At 59.4% G+C, this 17,933-nt stretch carries 16 protein-coding genes and 3 pseudogenes; 18 read left to right on the top strand and 1 reads right to left on the bottom strand.

All coding sequences use genetic code 11. The features are described from left to right. The first annotated feature begins 110 nt into the window (after nucleotides 1-110). From EV130_RS18870 to EV130_RS18905, 8 genes are all read left to right on the top strand, one after another. Complete coding sequence (locus EV130_RS18870) at nucleotides 111-1,751, top strand: extracellular solute-binding protein (protein ID WP_074063380.1); 1,641 nt, start codon at nucleotides 111-113, stop codon at nucleotides 1,749-1,751. Nucleotides 1,752-1,821: 70 nt separating this feature from the next. Then, nucleotides 1,822-2,940: a carbohydrate ABC transporter permease gene (locus EV130_RS18875; RefSeq protein ID WP_132661090.1), complete on the top strand. Its 1,119-nt coding sequence runs from the start codon at nucleotides 1,822-1,824 to the stop codon at nucleotides 2,938-2,940. Beyond that, nucleotides 2,940-3,851 (top strand): carbohydrate ABC transporter permease, encoded by a 912-nt coding sequence (locus EV130_RS18880; RefSeq protein WP_074062914.1) that lies wholly within the window; start codon nucleotides 2,940-2,942, stop codon nucleotides 3,849-3,851. The genes EV130_RS18875 and EV130_RS18880 overlap by 1 nt, the downstream gene beginning before the upstream one ends. A 17-nt stretch (nucleotides 3,852-3,868) precedes the next feature. Continuing rightward, the gene (locus EV130_RS18885) at nucleotides 3,869-4,897 is read left to right on the top strand and encodes a LacI family DNA-binding transcriptional regulator (protein WP_074062913.1); all 1,029 of its coding nucleotides are present in this window, start codon (nucleotides 3,869-3,871) and stop codon (nucleotides 4,895-4,897) included. Between the two features lie 43 nt (nucleotides 4,898-4,940). Continuing rightward, nucleotides 4,941-5,402: an RbsD/FucU family protein gene (locus tag EV130_RS18890; protein ID WP_074062912.1), complete on the top strand. Its 462-nt coding sequence runs from the start codon at nucleotides 4,941-4,943 to the stop codon at nucleotides 5,400-5,402. Continuing rightward, the gene (locus tag EV130_RS18895; protein ID WP_074062911.1) at nucleotides 5,399-6,328 is read left to right on the top strand and encodes a ribokinase; all 930 of its coding nucleotides are present in this window, start codon (nucleotides 5,399-5,401) and stop codon (nucleotides 6,326-6,328) included. The genes EV130_RS18890 and EV130_RS18895 overlap by 4 nt, the downstream gene beginning before the upstream one ends. A gap of 269 nt (nucleotides 6,329-6,597) precedes the next feature. Then, nucleotides 6,598-7,578 (top strand): UDP-glucose 4-epimerase GalE, encoded by a 981-nt coding sequence (galE, locus tag EV130_RS18900; RefSeq protein ID WP_074062910.1) that lies wholly within the window; start codon nucleotides 6,598-6,600, stop codon nucleotides 7,576-7,578. 10 nt (nucleotides 7,579-7,588) lie between these two features. Further along, entirely contained in the window at nucleotides 7,589-9,112 is a 1,524-nt protein-coding gene (locus EV130_RS18905; protein WP_074062909.1) for an alkaline phosphatase family protein, read from the top strand. 3 nt (nucleotides 9,113-9,115) lie between these two features. Here the strand turns inward: EV130_RS18905 and EV130_RS18910 are convergent. Further along, nucleotides 9,116-9,623: pseudogene (locus EV130_RS18910) on the bottom strand (DUF1993 domain-containing protein). Nucleotides 9,624-9,735: 112 nt separating this feature from the next. On the opposite strand from EV130_RS18910, the pseudogene EV130_RS18915 reads away from it, so the two are divergent. The 10 genes and pseudogenes from EV130_RS18915 to EV130_RS32610 form a co-directional block, all read left to right on the top strand. Further along, nucleotides 9,736-9,871, top strand: a pseudogene (locus EV130_RS18915) (rhizopine-binding protein); the annotation flags it as partial. A 73-nt stretch (nucleotides 9,872-9,944) separates the two neighbouring features. After that, nucleotides 9,945-10,665 (top strand): annotated as a pseudogene (locus EV130_RS34255) (ATP-binding cassette domain-containing protein); the annotation flags it as partial. Between the two features lie 257 nt (nucleotides 10,666-10,922). Continuing rightward, complete coding sequence (locus tag EV130_RS18925; RefSeq protein ID WP_074062908.1) at nucleotides 10,923-11,981, top strand: dipeptidase; 1,059 nt, start codon at nucleotides 10,923-10,925, stop codon at nucleotides 11,979-11,981. Nucleotides 11,982-12,027: 46 nt separating this feature from the next. Beyond that, entirely contained in the window at nucleotides 12,028-13,671 is a 1,644-nt protein-coding gene (locus tag EV130_RS18930; protein ID WP_074062907.1) for an ABC transporter substrate-binding protein, read from the top strand. 18 nt (nucleotides 13,672-13,689) lie between these two features. Continuing rightward, nucleotides 13,690-14,757 (top strand): ABC transporter permease, encoded by a 1,068-nt coding sequence (locus EV130_RS18935; RefSeq protein ID WP_196776297.1) that lies wholly within the window; start codon nucleotides 13,690-13,692, stop codon nucleotides 14,755-14,757. Beyond that, nucleotides 14,754-15,689 carry an ABC transporter permease gene (locus EV130_RS18940; protein ID WP_074062905.1) on the top strand — a complete coding sequence of 312 codons (936 nt, stop codon included), beginning with the start codon at nucleotides 14,754-14,756 and terminating at the stop codon, nucleotides 15,687-15,689. Before EV130_RS18935 ends, EV130_RS18940 begins: the two co-directional genes overlap by 4 nt. Then, nucleotides 15,686-16,519, top strand: coding sequence for an ABC transporter ATP-binding protein (locus tag EV130_RS18945; protein ID WP_074062904.1), 834 nt, complete (start codon nucleotides 15,686-15,688; stop codon nucleotides 16,517-16,519). The genes EV130_RS18940 and EV130_RS18945 overlap by 4 nt, the downstream gene beginning before the upstream one ends. Further along, nucleotides 16,516-17,265: an ABC transporter ATP-binding protein gene (locus EV130_RS18950; RefSeq protein WP_074062903.1), complete on the top strand. Its 750-nt coding sequence runs from the start codon at nucleotides 16,516-16,518 to the stop codon at nucleotides 17,263-17,265. Before EV130_RS18945 ends, EV130_RS18950 begins: the two co-directional genes overlap by 4 nt. A gap of 160 nt (nucleotides 17,266-17,425) precedes the next feature. After that, entirely contained in the window at nucleotides 17,426-17,614 is a 189-nt protein-coding gene (locus EV130_RS18955; RefSeq protein WP_074062902.1) for a hypothetical protein, read from the top strand. Nucleotides 17,615-17,737: 123 nt separating this feature from the next. Next, entirely contained in the window at nucleotides 17,738-17,902 is a 165-nt protein-coding gene (locus EV130_RS32610) for a hypothetical protein (RefSeq protein ID WP_165918549.1), read from the top strand. The last annotated feature ends 31 nt before the right edge of the window (nucleotides 17,903-17,933 follow it).

Consider the following 17,933-nt stretch of genomic DNA (forward strand, 5'->3'; position numbering starts at 1 on the left):
TTCTTGAATACCAGATAGTTCTGCATGAGGCCAGTCTTAAAATCGGACTGGTGGGGCCAGGCGGCAAGATCGGCCGGGCGGCAGCGCAAGCAAATGTCGAGGAGGATGACATGAAAGTCGAAATATACAATGCATTGATGCGCCGTCAGGCAAGCCGCCGCGACGTCTTGCGTGGAACGGCGAGCGCCGCGGCTCTGCTCGGCATGTCTAGCGTGATGGGCGGAGTGCCCGGTCGGGCCTTCGCGGCCGATGATGTGCGCGCCCAGATCCTGCAAATTCCGGGCGTAGGCAAGGGGTCGCCAACGGACACAGACTGGCAGAAGGTGGGCGAACTCTGCCTCGGCCCGACCAAGGCCAATGTCCAGCAGGGAGAGTTCGCCGGTGTCGAGCTGACCTTCATGGGTCTCAACAACCAGAATCTCCATAATTTCCTGTTCCGCGGTTTCCTGAAGCCTTGGGAAGCCTATACGGGCGCCAAGATCAACTGGATCGACCTTGCCCAAGCTGACTACAACGCCCGCCTTCAGCAGTCGATTGCGACCGGCACGGTCGACTTCGACATCCTGGAAATGGGCGCGCCCTTCGAAGGCGACACCGCCGGCCGCGGGCTTCTGGACGAGATGCCCGGTTGGGTTGGAAAGCAGATCGAGGCCGACGACCTGGTGAGCTACCTGAAGCCACCGGTCGGCACCTGGGACGGAAAAACCTATCGGGTGACCATCGACGGCGACTGTCACACCTTCGCCTATCGCAAGGACTACTTCGGCGAAGGCTCGATCAGCGGCATGGCGGAGCCGCCGAAGACCTGGCAGGAGGTCAACGCGGCTTCCAAGGCGCTGATCGGCAAGACCGATCCGCTGACCAGCCAGCCGGCCTATGGCTATCTCGACCCGCTCAAGGGCTGGGGTGGTTTCGGCTTCTATTTCATCGAGAACCGCGCGACGGCCTATGCCAAGTATCCGGGTGACCCGGCCTGGCTGTTCGATCCGGAAAACATGAAGCCGCTGGTCAACAATCCCGCATGGGTCCAGGCGATTCAGGACGTCTTGGATCTGATCGCGGCCAAGGCCTATCCGGCCGACCAGATCAATGCGGATCCCGGCACCACGGCCTTCTCGCAGTTCCTCGCAGGCACCGGCGCAATGCTGATGTGGTGGGGCGATGTCGGCTCAAGCGCGCGCACTTCGGACACCTCCGTCGTAGGCGATGTGGTCGGCTTTGGCATAAACCGCGGATCCAACCGCGTTTACAACCGCAAGACCGGGCAGTGGGAAGACAAGTATAACGAAGCGCCGAACATGGCCTATCTCGGCTGGGGCATCTATGTCACCAAGCGGGTCTCCACCGACGAGAAGAAACGCAAGGCGGCCTGGTCTGCTGCCGCACATCTCGGCGGCAAGGACCTGTCCCTTTGGACTTCAGCCTATCCCTCCGGCTTCCAACCCTACCGTCAGTCCAACTTCAACTATGACGAATGGGAAAAGGCAGGCTATGACCGCGCCTATATCGAAGACTATCTGGGTTCGAATGTCGACAGCTACAACCATCCGAACGCAGCCATCGAACCGCGCATCCCCGGCATCTTCCAATATTACTCCGTTGCCGAGGACGAACTGGCCAAGGGCTTTGCCGGACAGTACAAGTCGGCTCAGGAAACCGCGGATGCGATTGCCGCCGCCTGGGAAAAGATCACCGACCAGATCGGCCGCGACAGCCAGCTGAAACTTTACCGGGCGAGCCTCGGGCTCTGAGCGGTTGAAATAAACCCGCTGGCGGACCTGAGGTTTCGCCAGCGTCCATTCTGTCCGGGCGAGGAAGATCATGTCCACAGTCGAAGGCGACCTGCTCCACACGGTCGAAGCCGGTTCCATCTCCGCGAGCCGCCGTTTCTGGGGTCGCACGGCTCTGTGGCTGAGCGCCGTATGGTTCTTAGCCTCTTTTGTATTGCAGGCTATCCATGACCTGGGCTGGAGCAATTTGGGCTTCGAGAACTGGCGACCGGTTCTTTATGCCTACTTTCTCTGGGCTGCGGTTCTTTGCGTCACTCGCGTCGTCATTTACGGCGAGACAGGCAAGAAGGCGCTTTTTGTCCTGCCGGCCGCGCTTTTTGTCGTGTCGATGGTGGTGTTCCCGCTGCTCTTTGCGCTTTGGGTCGGCTTTTCCGACTGGAATCTTGCCTCGCCGACCGGCCGGCGCTTTAACGGGATCGATAATCTGCGCCGCATGATCGCGGACCCGTTTTATGCCAACGCCCTGCTCAATATGATCCTTTACTGCCTGGCAATCGCGGTCGAATATGCGATCGCGTTCGGCCTGGCACTGCTCCTCAACCAGGAAATCGTTGCCCGCAAATTCTGGCGTGTAACCTTCCTCGTGCCGTTGATGCTGTCGCCGGTCGCGGTGAGCTGGATGGTCGGCAAGTCGATGCTGGAGACCCGTTTCGGCCCCCTTGCGCGCTTTGCCCGCTGGCTCGGCTGGGAAAATCCCTCCTTCTTCGGTGATCCGCTGACGGCGAAGCTTTCCATCATGATCATGGATGCATGGACCTTCATTCCCTTCATGATGATTATGCTGCTCGCCGGATTGCAGGCCTTATCCAGGGAGGTGCTGGAGGCTGCCGAAGTCGATGGCGCCACGAAGTGGCAACGCTTCTGGCAGGTCATTTTCCCGCTCATGCTGCCGGTTTCGGTGACGACGGTGATGATCCGCATAATCTTCAAGCTGAAGCTCGCCGACATCATCATCACGGTGACCGCCGGGGGGCCCGGCGGGGCGACCGATTCCGTCACCAGTTTCATCTATCGCGAATATCGCGACCGATCGAATGTCGGATACGGGACCCTCCTCGCACTGGTCTATCTGGTGATCATCGTTTTCGGCATGACAATGCTCATGAAGATTTCCGACCGTATCGTGAAGCGTATGACAGGAAGGCTCTGATGGTTTCGATCGACTTCGAAAAATACTCGCGCGGCCAGCGCATTCGCTGGTGGGCCATGCGTTTGGCTGTCTACGGGCTACTTGTCATCTGGGCGTTCGTCTGCATTTTCCCGCTGTTCTGGACGGTTTCGACCTCGTTCAAGACGGCCGCTGATGTCATGCGCGGCAATCTCATTCCTTGGTTCAATTTTAACCCCAGCTGGCTCGGCTGGCGCTCGCTCGGGCTCTCCCCCGATACGATTGTCGAAATTTCCACGGTGCGTGACGAGTTCATGCGCAGGCTCTGGAACAGTGTCATCATCTCGGTTTCGGCATCCGCCCTTGCCGTCGTGCTCGGATCGCTCGCCGCCTACGGCCTCAGCCGCTTTTCCTACAAGTTTGGCTATATGCGCAACTCCGACATTTCCTTTTTCTTCCTGTCGCAACTTATTATGCCACCGGTCGTCCTCGCCCTGCCGTTTCTGGTTCTCTACAAGGAGCTGGCGCTGCTCGACACCTATGCGGGTATGATTGCCGTCTATACGCTGATGGTCCTGCCGATCGTCGTCTGGATCATGCGGGACCAGTTCGCCACCGTGCCGGTGGAGCTCGAGGAGGCTGCACTTGTCGACGGGCTGTCGGTCTGGGGCGCGTTTGCCCGCATCATCGTGCCGCTAGTCCTGCCGGGAATGGTGGCAGCGTTCCTCCTGGCGCTAGTCCTGTGCTGGAACGAATATTTCTTCGCAGCATTGCTGACCTCCACCAATACCAATACGCTGCCGGTGATGATTGCCAGCCAGACAGGCAGCCAAGGCATCAACTGGTGGTCGATGGCTGCTCTTTCCACCGCCGGCATCCTTCCGCTGGTCTTCGTTGGAATCGTGCTGGAAAAGCACATCATCGCCGGGATGACCGCAGGCGCGGTAAAGTAGCCGCGGGATCTACGAACATGTCAAAGATGCCCACAGTCAAGGATGTCGCCGAATATGCGGGCGTATCAGTGGGCACCGTTTCGCGCGTGCTGTCAGGCGAAGCCGCGGTCAAGCCGATGCTGCGCGAAAAGGTCAACAGCGCCATTTCTGCGCTCGGCTACCGGCCGAACGTGACGGCGAGAGCCCTGCGTACGAGCAGAACCGATGTGATTGGCCTCATCGTTCCCGACATCACCAATCCGTTCTTCGCTCAGCTTGCGGCAAGCGTCGAGCGCGCAGCGCTTGAACGCAGGCATAGCCTCATGCTGGCAAGCTCCCATAACGATCGCGGGGCCGAACGGGCCCACGTTTCGGCGTTTCTCGACCGTTCGGTGCGCGGCATCATTGTCGTTGCTACGGGCGACAGCTCGGGCCTTCACCTGGAAGCACCGGTCCCGGTCATATCGCTGGACCGGCGCTTCGGGACCTTCCCCCTGGTGTCTACCAACCATGCGCAGGCGGCCGCGCTGATCGCGGACCATCTCTACGGGCTTGGACACCGCCGCATTGCCTATATCGCCGGACCGCCCGACACAGAGGCCGGGCGCATGCGCAAGGAGGGATTCGTCAGCCGCATCAACCGGTTCGGCAAGACTGGCGAAGCCGTTCAATTGGAAATCGCCTACGGCAAATTCGACTACGAATCCGGTGAAAGAATTGCCCGCGACCTGCTTTCGCGCCCGCCACAAGACCGGCCCACGGCGATCGCGGCTGCCAGCGACCAGCAGGCCATCGGCGCGCTGCGCGCTGCCCGCGACCTCAAGATCGACGTGCCGCGAAAGCTGTCGGTCACGGGTTTTGACGACATTTCGCTCGCCAATCTCGTCGTGCCGCGGCTGACAACGATACGCCAGCCGGCCGATTTGCTGGCGCGGCGCGCGGTCGGCCTTCTCCTCGAAGAACCACCAGGCACGGGAGACGAGATGGTCGACGGATCGCTGATCGTGCGCGGTTCAACCGGCCCGCGCGTGCAACCCAAGGCGGTTATCGCCGAACATACGAATTGAAGCCAGGCCGGTGCTCCGGCCACCAGAAAGGGGTCGAAAATCAATGCTCAAAGGTATCAGAGCCGAACTCAACGGCGACATTCTTCAAGCGCTTTGCAACATGGGACATGGTGATCATCTCGTCATCTCCGACATGAACTTTCCATCTGATTCAATTGCCCGCCAGACCCGCCTCGGCAAGCTGCTGGCCATGGAGAACATTCCTGCGCCGCAGGCGATCGACGCAATCCTTTCCGTCTTCCCGCTGGACACACCGATCCAGCCTTCGGTGGGCCGCATGGAGGTCATTGGCAAGCCGGACGAAATTCCGCCAATTCAACAGGAAGTCCAGTCGATTGTCGACCGCACCGAAGGCAAGGCTTCGCCCATGTATCCCATCGAACGGATGTCATTTTATGACATCGCCAAGAAGGCCTATTGTGTCATCGCGACGGGCGAGCTGCGATTCTACGGATGCTTCCTTCTGACGAAAGGCGTCATTCCGGCGGAGGACGCCGTCAGATGAGTGAAAAAAGCGGAATTGTCATTCTGGGCATCTTTGCCGCCGACACCGCCTATAAGGCAAAGCGCCTGCCACACATTGCCGAGACGCTGATGGGGTCGGGTTTCACGCTCGGACCGGGAGGCAAGGGCTCTAATCAGGCAATTGCCGCAGCCAAGGCGGGCGGCAAGGTGACATTTATCTCGCGGGTCGGCAACGACCCGTTCGGCGAAATGGCCCTTGCGGCCTATGCGTCGGTGGGCGTCAGGGCCAATGTGATGAAGATGGAAGGCGTTTCCACAGGCGCTGCCTTCATCTTTGTCAACGAAGTGAGCGGCGAAAATGCCATTATCGTCGTGCCGGGTGCGGCCGGTCTCATCGGAATCGAAGATGTCGATGCAAACCGGGCGGAAATCGAAAGCGCCGCAATTTTCATGACTCAGCTCGAACAGCCGCTCGAGGCGGCCATGCACGGCCTGTCGATGGCGAAAAAGGCAGGGGCCACGACGATCTTCAACCCCGCGCCCGCCCGCGCCATTCCCGACAGCATCTACGGCTTGTGCGATTTCATCGTACCCAATGAGGTGGAAGCAGCCGAACTGGTGGGCCACGCAATCCAAACCGATGAACAGGCACGCGTCGCGGCTGACATCCTGCTCAATCGGGGCGCACGGGCGGCGATCATCACGCTCGGCGCCCGCGGCGCGCTTTATCACACGGCCGGACAGAGCGAATTCGTGCCCGCATTTTCTGCGGGCAATGCCGTTGACACGACCGGGGCCGGAGACGCCTTCCTGGGGGGCTTCGCGACAGCGATTTCCGAAGGATATGCACCCGTCGAGGCCGCCCGTTTCGGTTGCGCGACTGCGGCGATCGCCGTGACACGGCCAGGCACGGCCCCCGCCATGCCGTCACGCGCCGAGATCGACGCCTTGCTGCGCTCCTCATGACAGGCGAGCACGAATCCAAGGTCTCCTGCACCTGCGACTTGTCCACGGGGATGCCCCGCCGGCCGACGAAGACGGCGGGCGCGGGACAGGCAAATTCCATTGCGTCAGCCGAAGACTTAAAAAAATTTCGAACCCGTTTACCCGGTAGCGCAAGGGTTCTGTGGACATCGGCATTGTGCGATGCAGCACGTCGTGTGAATTCCTTCTTTTTCTTGCCTTCCATCTCCTCTAAGTCTTCCTGTTATCCGATGTGGCAACAAAGGTGATATATGGCAGGTGAAACTGTTCTCGTGGTCGGCGGAGCCGGCTATATAGGCTCTCATACGTGCCTTGATCTGGCGAACAAGGGTTACAAGCCCGTCGTCTTCGACAATTTTTCGAACGGCCATCGCGAGTTCGTCAGGTGGGGTCCCGCCGAGGAGGGCGATATTCGCGATCGTTCCCGGCTCGAGGAGGTACTGGCCAAGCACAAACCCTCGGCGATTTTGCATTTTGCAGCCCTGATCGAAGTCGGCGAATCGGTGAAGGATCCTGTTTCCTTCTACGACAACAATGTTATCGGTACGCTGACGCTGCTTTCGGCCGCGCAGACTGCCGGCATCAAGGCTTTCGTCTTCTCATCCACCTGCGCGACATACGGGTTGCCGCAGAGCGTACCGCTCGACGAGACGCACCGGCAGGTGCCGATCAATCCCTACGGGCGGACGAAGTACATCGTCGAGCAGGCGCTCGCCGATTACGACCATTACAAGGGTCTCCGATCCGTGATCCTGCGGTATTTCAATGCGGCGGGCGCGGATTTCGAAGGACGGATCGGCGAATGGCATCAGCCGGAAACCCATGCCATTCCGCTTGCAATCGATGCGGCGCTTGGCCGCCGGCAGGGCTTCAAGGTCTTCGGCAGCGACTACGAGACACGCGACGGTACCTGCGTACGCGACTATATCCATGTGCTCGATCTGGCGGATGCGCATGTGCGTGCCGTGGAATACTTGCTGAAGGGCGGCGATTCTGTCGCTCTGAACCTCGGGACGGGGACCGGCACGACTGTCAAGGAACTGCTCGGGGCAATCGAAGACGTGTCGAAGCGGCCCTTCCCGGTTGAATATATCGGGCGGAGGGAAGGCGATTCGCACACTCTTGTGGCCAATAACGACAAGGCGCGCGATGTGCTTGGCTGGGCACCGCAATATGATCTTTCGCAGATCATCCAGTCGGCCTGGAACTGGCACTCCAGATCCAATCACTGAGGCGGCTTTCATGAAGCGGCCGAACGTCCTTTTCATCACCGCGGATCAATGGCGCGGTGATTGCCTTTCGGCCACCGGCCACGCCTGTGTCAGGACGCCAAACGTCGATGCGCTGGCAAGTGAGGGCGTGCTTTTTCGCAATCACTTCGCCGGCGCGGCACCCTGTTCGCCGGCGCGGGCAACCCTTTACACCGGTCTTTACCAGATGAACCACCGGGTATGCCGGAACGGTTCGCCGCTGGACCGCCGCTTCGACAACATGGCGCTTGCGGCACGGCGCGCCGGCTATGACCCGACCTTGTTCGGCTATACGGATACCGCGCCCGATCCGCGCGAACTTGACAGGAACGACCCGCACCTTGAGACCTACGAAGGTCTGCTGCCAGGGTTTACCGCGCGCCAGCTCCTGCCCGAGCATGAGAAGCAGTGGCTTTCGTGGTTGCGCTCCCGTGGCCATCGCGACGCCGTCAGCCGGGACATCCATGTTCCGCCTGGTGTCGCCTGCGGTGAGATTTCGGCGGAACCCACCGTCTACTCCATGGATGAAACCCAGACGGCGTTCCTTGCCGGTGAATTCATTCGCTGGCTCGGCGAACAGGATGCGCCGTGGTTTGCCCACGTTTCCTTCCTGCGGCCGCATCCGCCATTTTCGGTGCCGGAGCCCTTCGGCAGGATGTTCAAGCCAGAAGATGGGCCCGAATTTTCGCGGGCGAAAAGCCGCAAGATCGAAGAGGCACTGCATCCTTATCTTGGCTATTCGATGCCCAAGAGCGACAAGGGCAGCTTCATATATGGCGCCGAGGGTTCGGTCAGCGACTGGAAAGCTGAGCATTTCTCAGCCATCCGGGCGATCTATTACGGAATGATTGCCGAGGTCGATGCGCAGCTCGGTCGGATCTGGCAGGGGCTGAAGGATGCCGGCGCGTGGGACGACACGATCATCCTCTTCACCTCCGACCATGCCGAGATGATGGGTGATCACTGGACGCTCGGCAAAGGCGGTTTTTTTGACGGCAGCTATCACATTCCCCTCATCATCCGCGACCCGAAAGCGGCAGCGGGCCTGAGAGGTCACGTGGTCGAGCGCTTCACGAGTGCTGCGGACATCTTTCCAACGCTTTGCGACAGCCTGGGAGTCGAAGCAGCCAACCATGTCGACGGGCGCTCATTGCGCTCGTTCATCGATCATGGAGATGCGATCGACTGGCGGGAGGCGGCATTTTGGGAATTTGATTTCCGCGACATCGCCAATGGTGAAGCAGAGCGCCACTTCGGCCTGAAATCGAGCCAGTGCAATCTCGCGGTCATCCGGGACGAACGGTTCAAATATGTGCATTTTGCCGCCCTGCCGCCGCTGCTCTTCGATCTGAAGAACGATCCGATGGAGCTCAACAATCTCGCTTCCGATCCAGCCTACGCGGCGACGCGCCTTGAGTGCGCCGAGAGGCTGTTATCGCTCCGGGCGCGCCATCTCGACCAGACGCTCGCCTATACGGAGCTGACGAAAGAGGGGCCGGTCACGCGACGGCCCTGAGATTCATGGGAAGCGACCGAGATAATCGAGCTTGCCCACTGGCACGCCCTGATTGCGCAGGATCGCATGTGCCGTAGCGACGTGGAAATAGAAGTTCGGCAGTGCGAAGACCGTAACGTATTCGTCGCCGCGGAAGGTCATCTTGTTGCCGCCGGGGGCGATCGTCACGTCATTCGTTTCCGTGCCTTCGAGCGCTTCCGGCGCGATCGTCGCGAGATAGGCCTCGGTCTTGGCGAGACGCTCGCGAAGTTCGGCGATCGTCGTTTCGCTGTCCTCGAATCTGCGCTTCGGTGGCCGTCAGGCGGGCGACTGCCAGCTTGGCGCTGTCGCTCGCGCGCTGATATTGGCCAGATAGCGGCAGCATATCGGGCGCAAGCCTGGCAGCGACGAGTTCATCCGGGTCGATCCCCTTCTCTCTTGCATAAGCCTCGGCCTTTTCGAGGTAATTTTTTAGTGTTGTAAGTCCGCGCTGAAACATCGGAACGGTCAGGCGGTACATGGAAATGGGCATGATTTCTCCTCGGGGATTTCTCCTGGCAACTAGTTGCCGCCGCTACGACTGCACATCTAGGTGCACACCGTCACGATTTCATCGTCTCGTCGCCCACTCGTTCATATTTTCACAGGACGCCGCCGGTCAGGGCAAAGGCGGATGCGGCTCTGAAGCTCGTCAAGGGCGAAGAGATCGAGAAAGAGGCCTACATTCCATTCCAGCTCGTCACGCCGGAAAACGTCAAGGAATTCGTTGCCAAGAACTGAGGCGCAGAATGCGGATGCGGGCTCAATCTCGCATCCGCTCAGTCCGTCGTCGGATATCCGGAGAGGAGATGAGATGGCTGTCAGCCCTTCCACTATGGCCGCCGTTCGTGCAAGCGGAGCGATTCCGAACGCGGAGTATCGCCTGAGCGCCGAAGGCATCCGCAAGGAATTTCCCGGTGTGGTCGCACTCGATGATGTGCAGTTCGCTGAAGCGCGGCTCCGTGCACGCGCTGATGGGGGAGAACGGCGCCGGCAAGTCGACATTGATGAAGATATTGGCCGGCATCTATACGCCGGACAAGGGCGACGTGCACCTGAAGGGCGTGGAGATCCGCTCAAATCGCCGCTCGATGCGCTGGAGAACGGCATCGCCATGATCCATCAAGAACCTGATGCCTTTCATGGCGGTTGTCGAAAACATCTGGACCCGCGGCGAGCCCAAGAACCGGTTCGGCTTCGTCGACCATGGCGAAATGTACCGGATCACCGAAGAGCTTTTCCATAGGCTCAATATAACCATCGACCCCGACATCGAGGTTCGGCACCTTTGGGTCGCAAGCCGGCAGATGGTCGAGATCGCCAAGGCGGTGTCATATCATTCCGACGTGCTCATTATGGATGAACCGACCTCGGCACTCACCGAGCGCGAAGTGGCACATCTCTTTGAAATCGTCCGTGGTCTGAAGGCGCAGGGAATCGGGATCGTCTACATCACCCACAAGACGAACGAGCTGTTCGAGATTGCCGACGAGTTTTCGGTGTTCTGTGACGGCAAATATATCGGCACGCCTGCGGGTGGACGTCTATTATCAGGAAATCGTCAAAGGCGTGATCATCGTCGCTGCTGTCATCGTTGACGTCTACCGGCAGAAGAAGCGGACAAAGCACTGATCAGGAATGGGGCCCTCAGGCAGCCTTCGGGCCCCGTTTTACTTCAGGCCAGGCATTTATCCATCCGCCATAAATTTCTGAGAAGGGGGCTGGCCAATTCTGCCAGCTTTTCTATTCTGCATGCTTGTCATTTGCTCGGCAGGGCAGAGCAGGAAAACAGATGCAGCTTGTATTTGATGGCCATAATGACGTTCTCCTCAGGCTTTGGACACATGAAAGGGATGGGAACGACCCGGTCGCGGAATTTCTGAACGGAACGACATCAGGCCACATCGATGGACCACGCGCCCGGCAAGGTGGTCTCGCCGGCGGCCTCTGCGCCATCTACGTGCCCTCTGGCGATCTCGTCTTTGCCGATCCCGATGGAAACGGACACTACGAAACGCCGCTGGCGGCACCTCTCGACCGGCTGCCGTCGCTCGGCATAGCGACCGAGATGGCCGCGCTTGCACTGCGTCTCGACAAGGCGGGCGCGTGGCGCCTCTGCCGGACGGTAAAGGACATTCGCAACGCCATTGAAAGCGGTGTTTTTGCCGCAGTCATGCATATGGAAGGCTGCGAGGCGATCGGGCCCGATCTTGCCGCGCTCGAGGTCTTTCATGCGGCAGGCTTGCGCTCTCTTGGACCTGTCTGGAGCAGGCATAACGTCTTCGGACACGGCGTACCCTTCGCCTTCCCGATGTCGCCAGACACTGCGCCTGGACTGACTGGCGCCGGCTTCGAGCTCGTGCGCGAATGCAATCGCCTGGGCATCATGATCGATCTTTCCCACATAACCGAAAAGGGCTTCTGGGACGTGGCGAAGACAACTGATCAGCCGCTGGTCGCGACCCATTCCAACGTGCATGCGCTGACGCCGGTGGCGCGCAATCTGACGGATAAGCAGCTTGATGCAATCAGGGAGAGCAATGGCCTTATCGGTCTTAACTACGCGACAGCGATGTTGAGAGCGGATGGCCGCTCGGAGGCAGACACACCGATCGCGGACATGATCCGCCATCTCAATTATCTCGTCGAGCGAGTCGGAATCGATTGCGTTGCGTTCGGATCTGATTTCGACGGTGCGACGATTCCGGACGAAATAGGCGACGCGGCTGGCAACCAGAAGCTGATTGCCGCTCTACGGGACGTTGGATATGGTGAGGAGGATCGACGGAAACTCGCCAGCGAGAACTGGCTCCGCATCCTGGCTTCGGCGTGGGGGGAGACGAACGCCTGAGCCAAAATACCGCTTTGTAATCAATCAAGAACAGGGGAACAAATCGATGATGATTACTAAACTCAGCCGCAACTTTCGCGCCCTTTCTGCAGGTGCCGCGCTTTCACTGCTCATGCTGACGGCGCCTGCCGCTTTTGCCGAGACGCCGAAGGATACACTCGTCGAAGGTCTCGCCATCGATGACATCATTTCGATGGATCCAGGCGAGGCCTTCGAGTTTTCAGCGGCGGAAATGACAACCAACTCCTATAGCCTGCTGGTCCGCCTTGACCTGGACGACACGGCGAAGGTCAAGGGTGATCTTGCCGAGAGCTGGAGCGTCTCCGATGACGGCCTGACCTATACGTTCAAGCTGAAGCCCGGTCTGAAGTTCGCCTCAGGCAACCCGGTCACCGCGGAGGATGTCGCCTGGTCCTTCGAGCGCGCCGTCAAACTCGACAAGAGCCCGGCATTCATCCTGACACAGTTCGGCCTGACCGGAGACAACGTGACTGAAAAGGCGAAGGCTGCGGACGAAAACACGTTCGTCTTCACGGTCGACAAGGCCTATGCGCCGAGCTTCGTGCTGAACTGCCTGACGGCGACGGTTGCCTCCGTAGTCGACAAGAAGCTGGTGATGGATCACATCAAGCCGATGACGCCGAGCGCGGAATACAAGTATGACAACGACTTCGGCAATGAATGGCTGAAGACGGGCTATGCCGGCTCCGGCGCCTACAAGCTTCGCGAATGGCGCGCCAACGAAGTCGTCGTGCTGGAGCGCAACGACAATTACTATGGCGACAAGGCGAAGCTGAACCGCGTCATCTACCGCTACATGAAGGAAAGTGCCGCACAACGTCTGGCGCTGGAGGCAGGCGACATCGATATCGCGCGCAATCTTGAGCCGGGCGATCTCGACGCCGTTTCGAAGAACGCCGACCTCGCGGTGGCGAGCGCACCGAAAAGCACGATCTATTATGTCAGCCTCAACCTCAAGAACGAGAACCTGAAGAAGCCGGAGGTACAGCAGGCCTTCAAGTATCTCGTGGATTACGATGCGATCAGCTCGACGCTCATAAAGGGCATCGGCGAAATCCATCAGACGTTCCTGCCGAAGGGCCAGCTCGGTGCGCTCGACGAAAATCCGTTCAAGCTCGACGTCGCCAAGGCGAAGGAACTGCTGGCAAAGGCCGGTCTTGCGGATGGTTTTTCGGTGACGATGGACGTGCGGAACACTCAGCCCGTCACCGGCATTGCCGAATCCATGCAGCAGACGCTGGCACAAGCCGGAGTGAAGCTCGAAATCATTCCGGGCGACGGCAAACAGACACTAACGAAATACCGCGCCCGCACGCACGACATGTATATCGGTCAATGGGGTTCCGACTACTTCGACCCGAACTCGAATGCCGATACCTTCACGGCGAACCCGGACAATTCGGATGCGGGCACGAACAAGACGCTCGCTTGGCGCAATGCCTTCGAAACCCCGGAACTCGACAAGCAGGCCAAGGCAGCACTGCTTGAGCGCGACGGTGCCAAGCGCGCCGCCATGTACCAGGAGATCCAGAAGAAGTACCTGGAGAACAGCCCCTTCATCTTCATCTTCCAGCAGATCGAAGTCGCCGGCTATCGCAAGAACCTGAAGGACTTCAAACTCGGACCGAGCTTCGATACGAACTTCGTCGGCCCAATCGCCAAGGAATGATCCGGCAGGATTGGTTCGTTGAGCATTATAGAAACAAAAATGGAGGCGCGGCCCGCGAAGGGTCGTGCCGTTCCTCTTGCAAAAGCAATCGGGCGTTTCCTGATCGCTGCCGTGACGACTTATCTGGGGCTTCTGGCCGTCACTTTCTTCATCGGCCGTGTCGTGCCGATCGATCCGGTTCTTGCAATCCTTGGTGACCGCGCGCCGACGCATGTCGTGGAGCGCGTGCGTGAAGAGCTCGGCTTCAACCTGCCGCTCTATCAGCAATTCTTCATCTATATCAAAGGCATCCTTTCTGGTGATTTCGGCAATTCGGTGCTGACCACCAATCCGGTGATGACCGATATCCGACGCGTCTTTCCAGCAACGATCGAGCTTGCGACCCTCGGCACCATTATCGGCGCCCTGTTTGGCATTCCGCTCGGCGTGCTTGCGGCTGTGCGGCGCGGCAGCCTTGTCGACCAGATCGTGCGCGTCGTCGGGCTTGTCGGCTATTCCGTGCCGATCTTCTGGCTGGCCCTGATCTCGCTAGTCATATTCTATGCCCAACTGCGCTGGGTGGCCTTTCCAGGGCGCATCGATATCGTCTTTGAATATACGTTCACGCCAATTACCGGCTTTTACCTGATCGATAGCGTCTGGCAGGGGCAGTGGGATGTCTTCTACGACGTCTTTCGCCACATTATCTTGCCGGCATCGCTGCTCGGCTATTTCTCGCTCGCCTATATCAGCCGGATGACGCGCAGCTTCATGCTGAACGAGCTCAGTCAGGAGTATATCGTGGCTGCGCGCGCCAAAGGGCTTTCGGAAACCCGGGTAATTTGGGGCCACGCATTGCGCAATGCCGCGGTGCCGCTTGTGACGGTGATTGCGCTCTCCTACGCCGGGCTTCTCGAAGGCTCGGTGCTGACGGAGACGGTATTTTCCTGGCCGGGCATTGGCCTCTACATCACAAACTCCCTTCAGAACGCCGACATGAACGCTGTCCTCGGCGGCACGATCGTCATCGGCACGGTGTTCATTGGCATCAACCTCCTGTCCGACCTTCTCTACCGGACGCTCGATCCAAGGACGCGAAGCCGATGACGGTTCCAACCAGCCAGTCAGCGCCGATGAGCCGCCGCCAGTGGCTGCTTTCCGATCGCCCGCAATCACGTGTACAGGCCCGTCTCGGGCGCGCCTATGTGACCTGGCGGCAGTTCAGTGCGAACAGGTTGGCCGTCCTGGGTCTCATTATCATTATCGCCCTGCTCCTGGTTGCCGCCTTCGCCGATCTGTTGGCCACCCATTCTCCGGTGGTCGGCGATCTCAAGAATGCGCGGCTTCTGCCGCCAGGTACCGGCGAGTACCTGCTTGGAACGGACGATCAGGGTCGCGATATTCTTTCGCGCCTGATCTACGGGTCGCGGCTGACACTCTTCGTCGTCGTGCTGGTTGCGATCATCTCGGCGCCGATTGGACTGATCGTCGGTACGGTCTCCGGCTATGCCGGGGGATGGTTGGATGCAGTGCTGATGCGTATCACCGATATCTTCCTGGCGTTCCCGAAACTGGTGCTGGCGCTTGCCTTTGTCGCGGCACTCGGGCCGGGCATCGAAAACGCGATCATCGCCATTGCAATCACGTCCTGGCCGCCCTACGCCCGCATCGCCAGGGCCGAAACGCTGACGGTGCGTCGCTCGGATTACATCTCGGCGGTCAAGCTGATGGGCGCATCGCCGCTCCGCATCATCATCCGCCATGTCATGCCGCTCTGCCTCTCGTCGCTGATCGTTCGCGTAACGCTCGACATGGCGGGCATCATCCTGACGGCTGCCGGACTCGGCTTTCTCGGTCTCGGCGCGCAGCCGCCACTGCCGGAATGGGGCGCGATGATCGCCTCGGGCCGCCGTTTCATTCTCGACCAATGGTGGGTCGCAGCCATGCCGGGCATTGCGATCCTCATCGTCAGCCTCGGTTTCAACCTGCTTGGCGACGGCCTGCGCGATGCGCTCGATCCCAAGGAGAGCGGCCAATGATGGCTTTGCTGACGGTCGACAACCTGAAGGTCAGCTACCCGACCCGCACCGGCGTGATCGAGGCTGTTCGCGGCGTTTCCTTCACGCTCGGCAAGGAACGCCTCGCCATTGTCGGGGAGTCCGGGTCCGGCAAGTCGCAGACCGGCCGAGCGATCATGGGGCTGACGCCGAAGCATGGCATCGTCACGGCCGACAAGCTCGACTTCAACGGCATCGATCTGCTTCAGGCCTCAGCGAAGAAACGGCGGCTCCTGCGCGGCAAGCGCATCGCCATGGTGCTTCAGGATCCGAAATACTCGCTCGATCCGGTGATGTCGATCGGAAGGCAGATCTGCGAGACGCTGAGAACGCATGAGAAAGTCAGCAAGGCCGAGGCGACCGAACGGGCGCTTGCCATGCTGGAGGCGGTGCAGATTCACGATCCGAAGCGTGTCTTCGATCTCTACCCCCATGAGGTCTCAGGCGGCATGGGCCAGCGTGCAATGATCGCTATGATGCTGATTGCCGGGCCGGAACTGCTGATCGCTGACGAGCCGACCTCGGCGCTCGACGTTACCGTGCAGCTCGACGTGTTGAAGATCCTGGACAAGCTGGTTTCCGAGCGCGGCATGGGGCTTATCTTCGTGTCGCACGATCTGCGTCTTGTTTCTTCGTTCTGCGACCGCGTCATCGTGATGTATGCCGGAAAGATCGTTGAAGAGCTTAGGGCTAGTGACCTCAAAAATGCACAGCATCCCTATACGCAGGGACTGTTGAACTGCATGCCGCAAATCGGCGAAGATCGACATCCGCTGCCGGTACTCGACCGCAAGCCGGAGTGGGCTGCATGAGCGCGGCGCTTTCGGTCGAAAATCTCAGCGTCGTCTATGACGATTTTCATGCGCTTCAAGATGTCAGCATCGCGGTGGCGTCCGGCGGCTCCTTCGGGCTGGTTGGGGAATCCGGTTCCGGCAAGTCGACGCTGCTTCGTGCGGTAGCGGGCCTTGCGCCAGTCAAGGCTGGCGCAATTCGCATTCATGATCAGCTGCTGCAGGGTGCAAAACGCACCAAGTCTTTCTATCGAAATGTCCAGATGGTGTTCCAGGACCCTTATGGCTCGCTGCACCCACGGCAGACGATCGACCGGCTGCTACTCGAGCCATTGGCAATTCACGGGATTGCCGACAGCGAGAAGCGCATCGCGCGGGCACTGGACGAGGTCGGCCTTGGAAACGGCTTCCGCTTCCGCTATCCGCACCAGCTTTCCGGCGGCCAGCGGCAGCGTGTGGCGATTGCGCGCGCCCTGATCGTCGAACCGTCGATCCTGCTGCTCGACGAACCGACGTCGGCGCTCGACGCTTCCGTGCAGGCCGAAGTGCTCAATCTGCTGGAACAGATCAGGCGTGACCGCAAACTGACCTTTGTCATGGTGAGCCACGACCTTGGTGTCGTTACCCATATGTGTGAAAGGCTTGCCGTGATGCGCAACGGCGTCGTCGTCGAGCGGCTGACCTCCGGCCAACTGGCCAGCGGCGACATTCATGAGAATTACACGAGAAATTTGATGGTCGCGAGCAAAGGCTTCGTCAAAGCCTGAAACGCAGGTTTTTCAAATATTTGAAATCCCTTGGGATCTTGACCCATCAAAGGTTAAGCAGCCGTTAAAAGACGACTATTCGACTAGACTATTGACAGCCGAATTCCATCTGTCATGATCGTGTTAACGAGTGTTAGCTTTCGTGATCAGGAGGTGAAGCATGTTCTTTCTCGGCGGAATGACCATGGGATATCTCGATCCTCCGGCCAGGGTTGAACGGAGCGAGCAAACAAGCGTTTCCATTCCTGCTGAAAAAGATCGCCGATCGATCGAGGCGGCCTCATGTGCCCAAAGAGAAGAAAACGCGATTGAGCGTTCGTTGATCTGGGCATGGCGCACTCTTTGCTGAGGCGGATAGATTTTCTATCGCTTGCACTGTGGAAGGAAATTCATCTCTACCTATCTTATAGAGAATATAGGAATAACCGTGCCGGCATACCGCCGCGCCAATAAAAAGAGACGGAGGCAACACATGGCAGACCTGGGTATTTCGCATACTCACGCGAACTATTACGGTTCCGTACCGGCCAAGAAGCCCGCTTCGATGCGCCAGAAGCTTCATTTTGCGCTCAATGCCACGCTGTTTGCCGCAGCGTTCGCTTTCGTTGCAGCCTTGGTGTGCGGCGTCATCGGCTGATCAAGCTTTCGTGGCGGCATGGTGTCGGCAC

The sequence above is a fragment of the Rhizobium azibense genome (assembly GCF_004342325.1).
Taxonomy (GTDB): Bacteria; Pseudomonadota; Alphaproteobacteria; order Rhizobiales; family Rhizobiaceae; genus Rhizobium; species Rhizobium etli_B.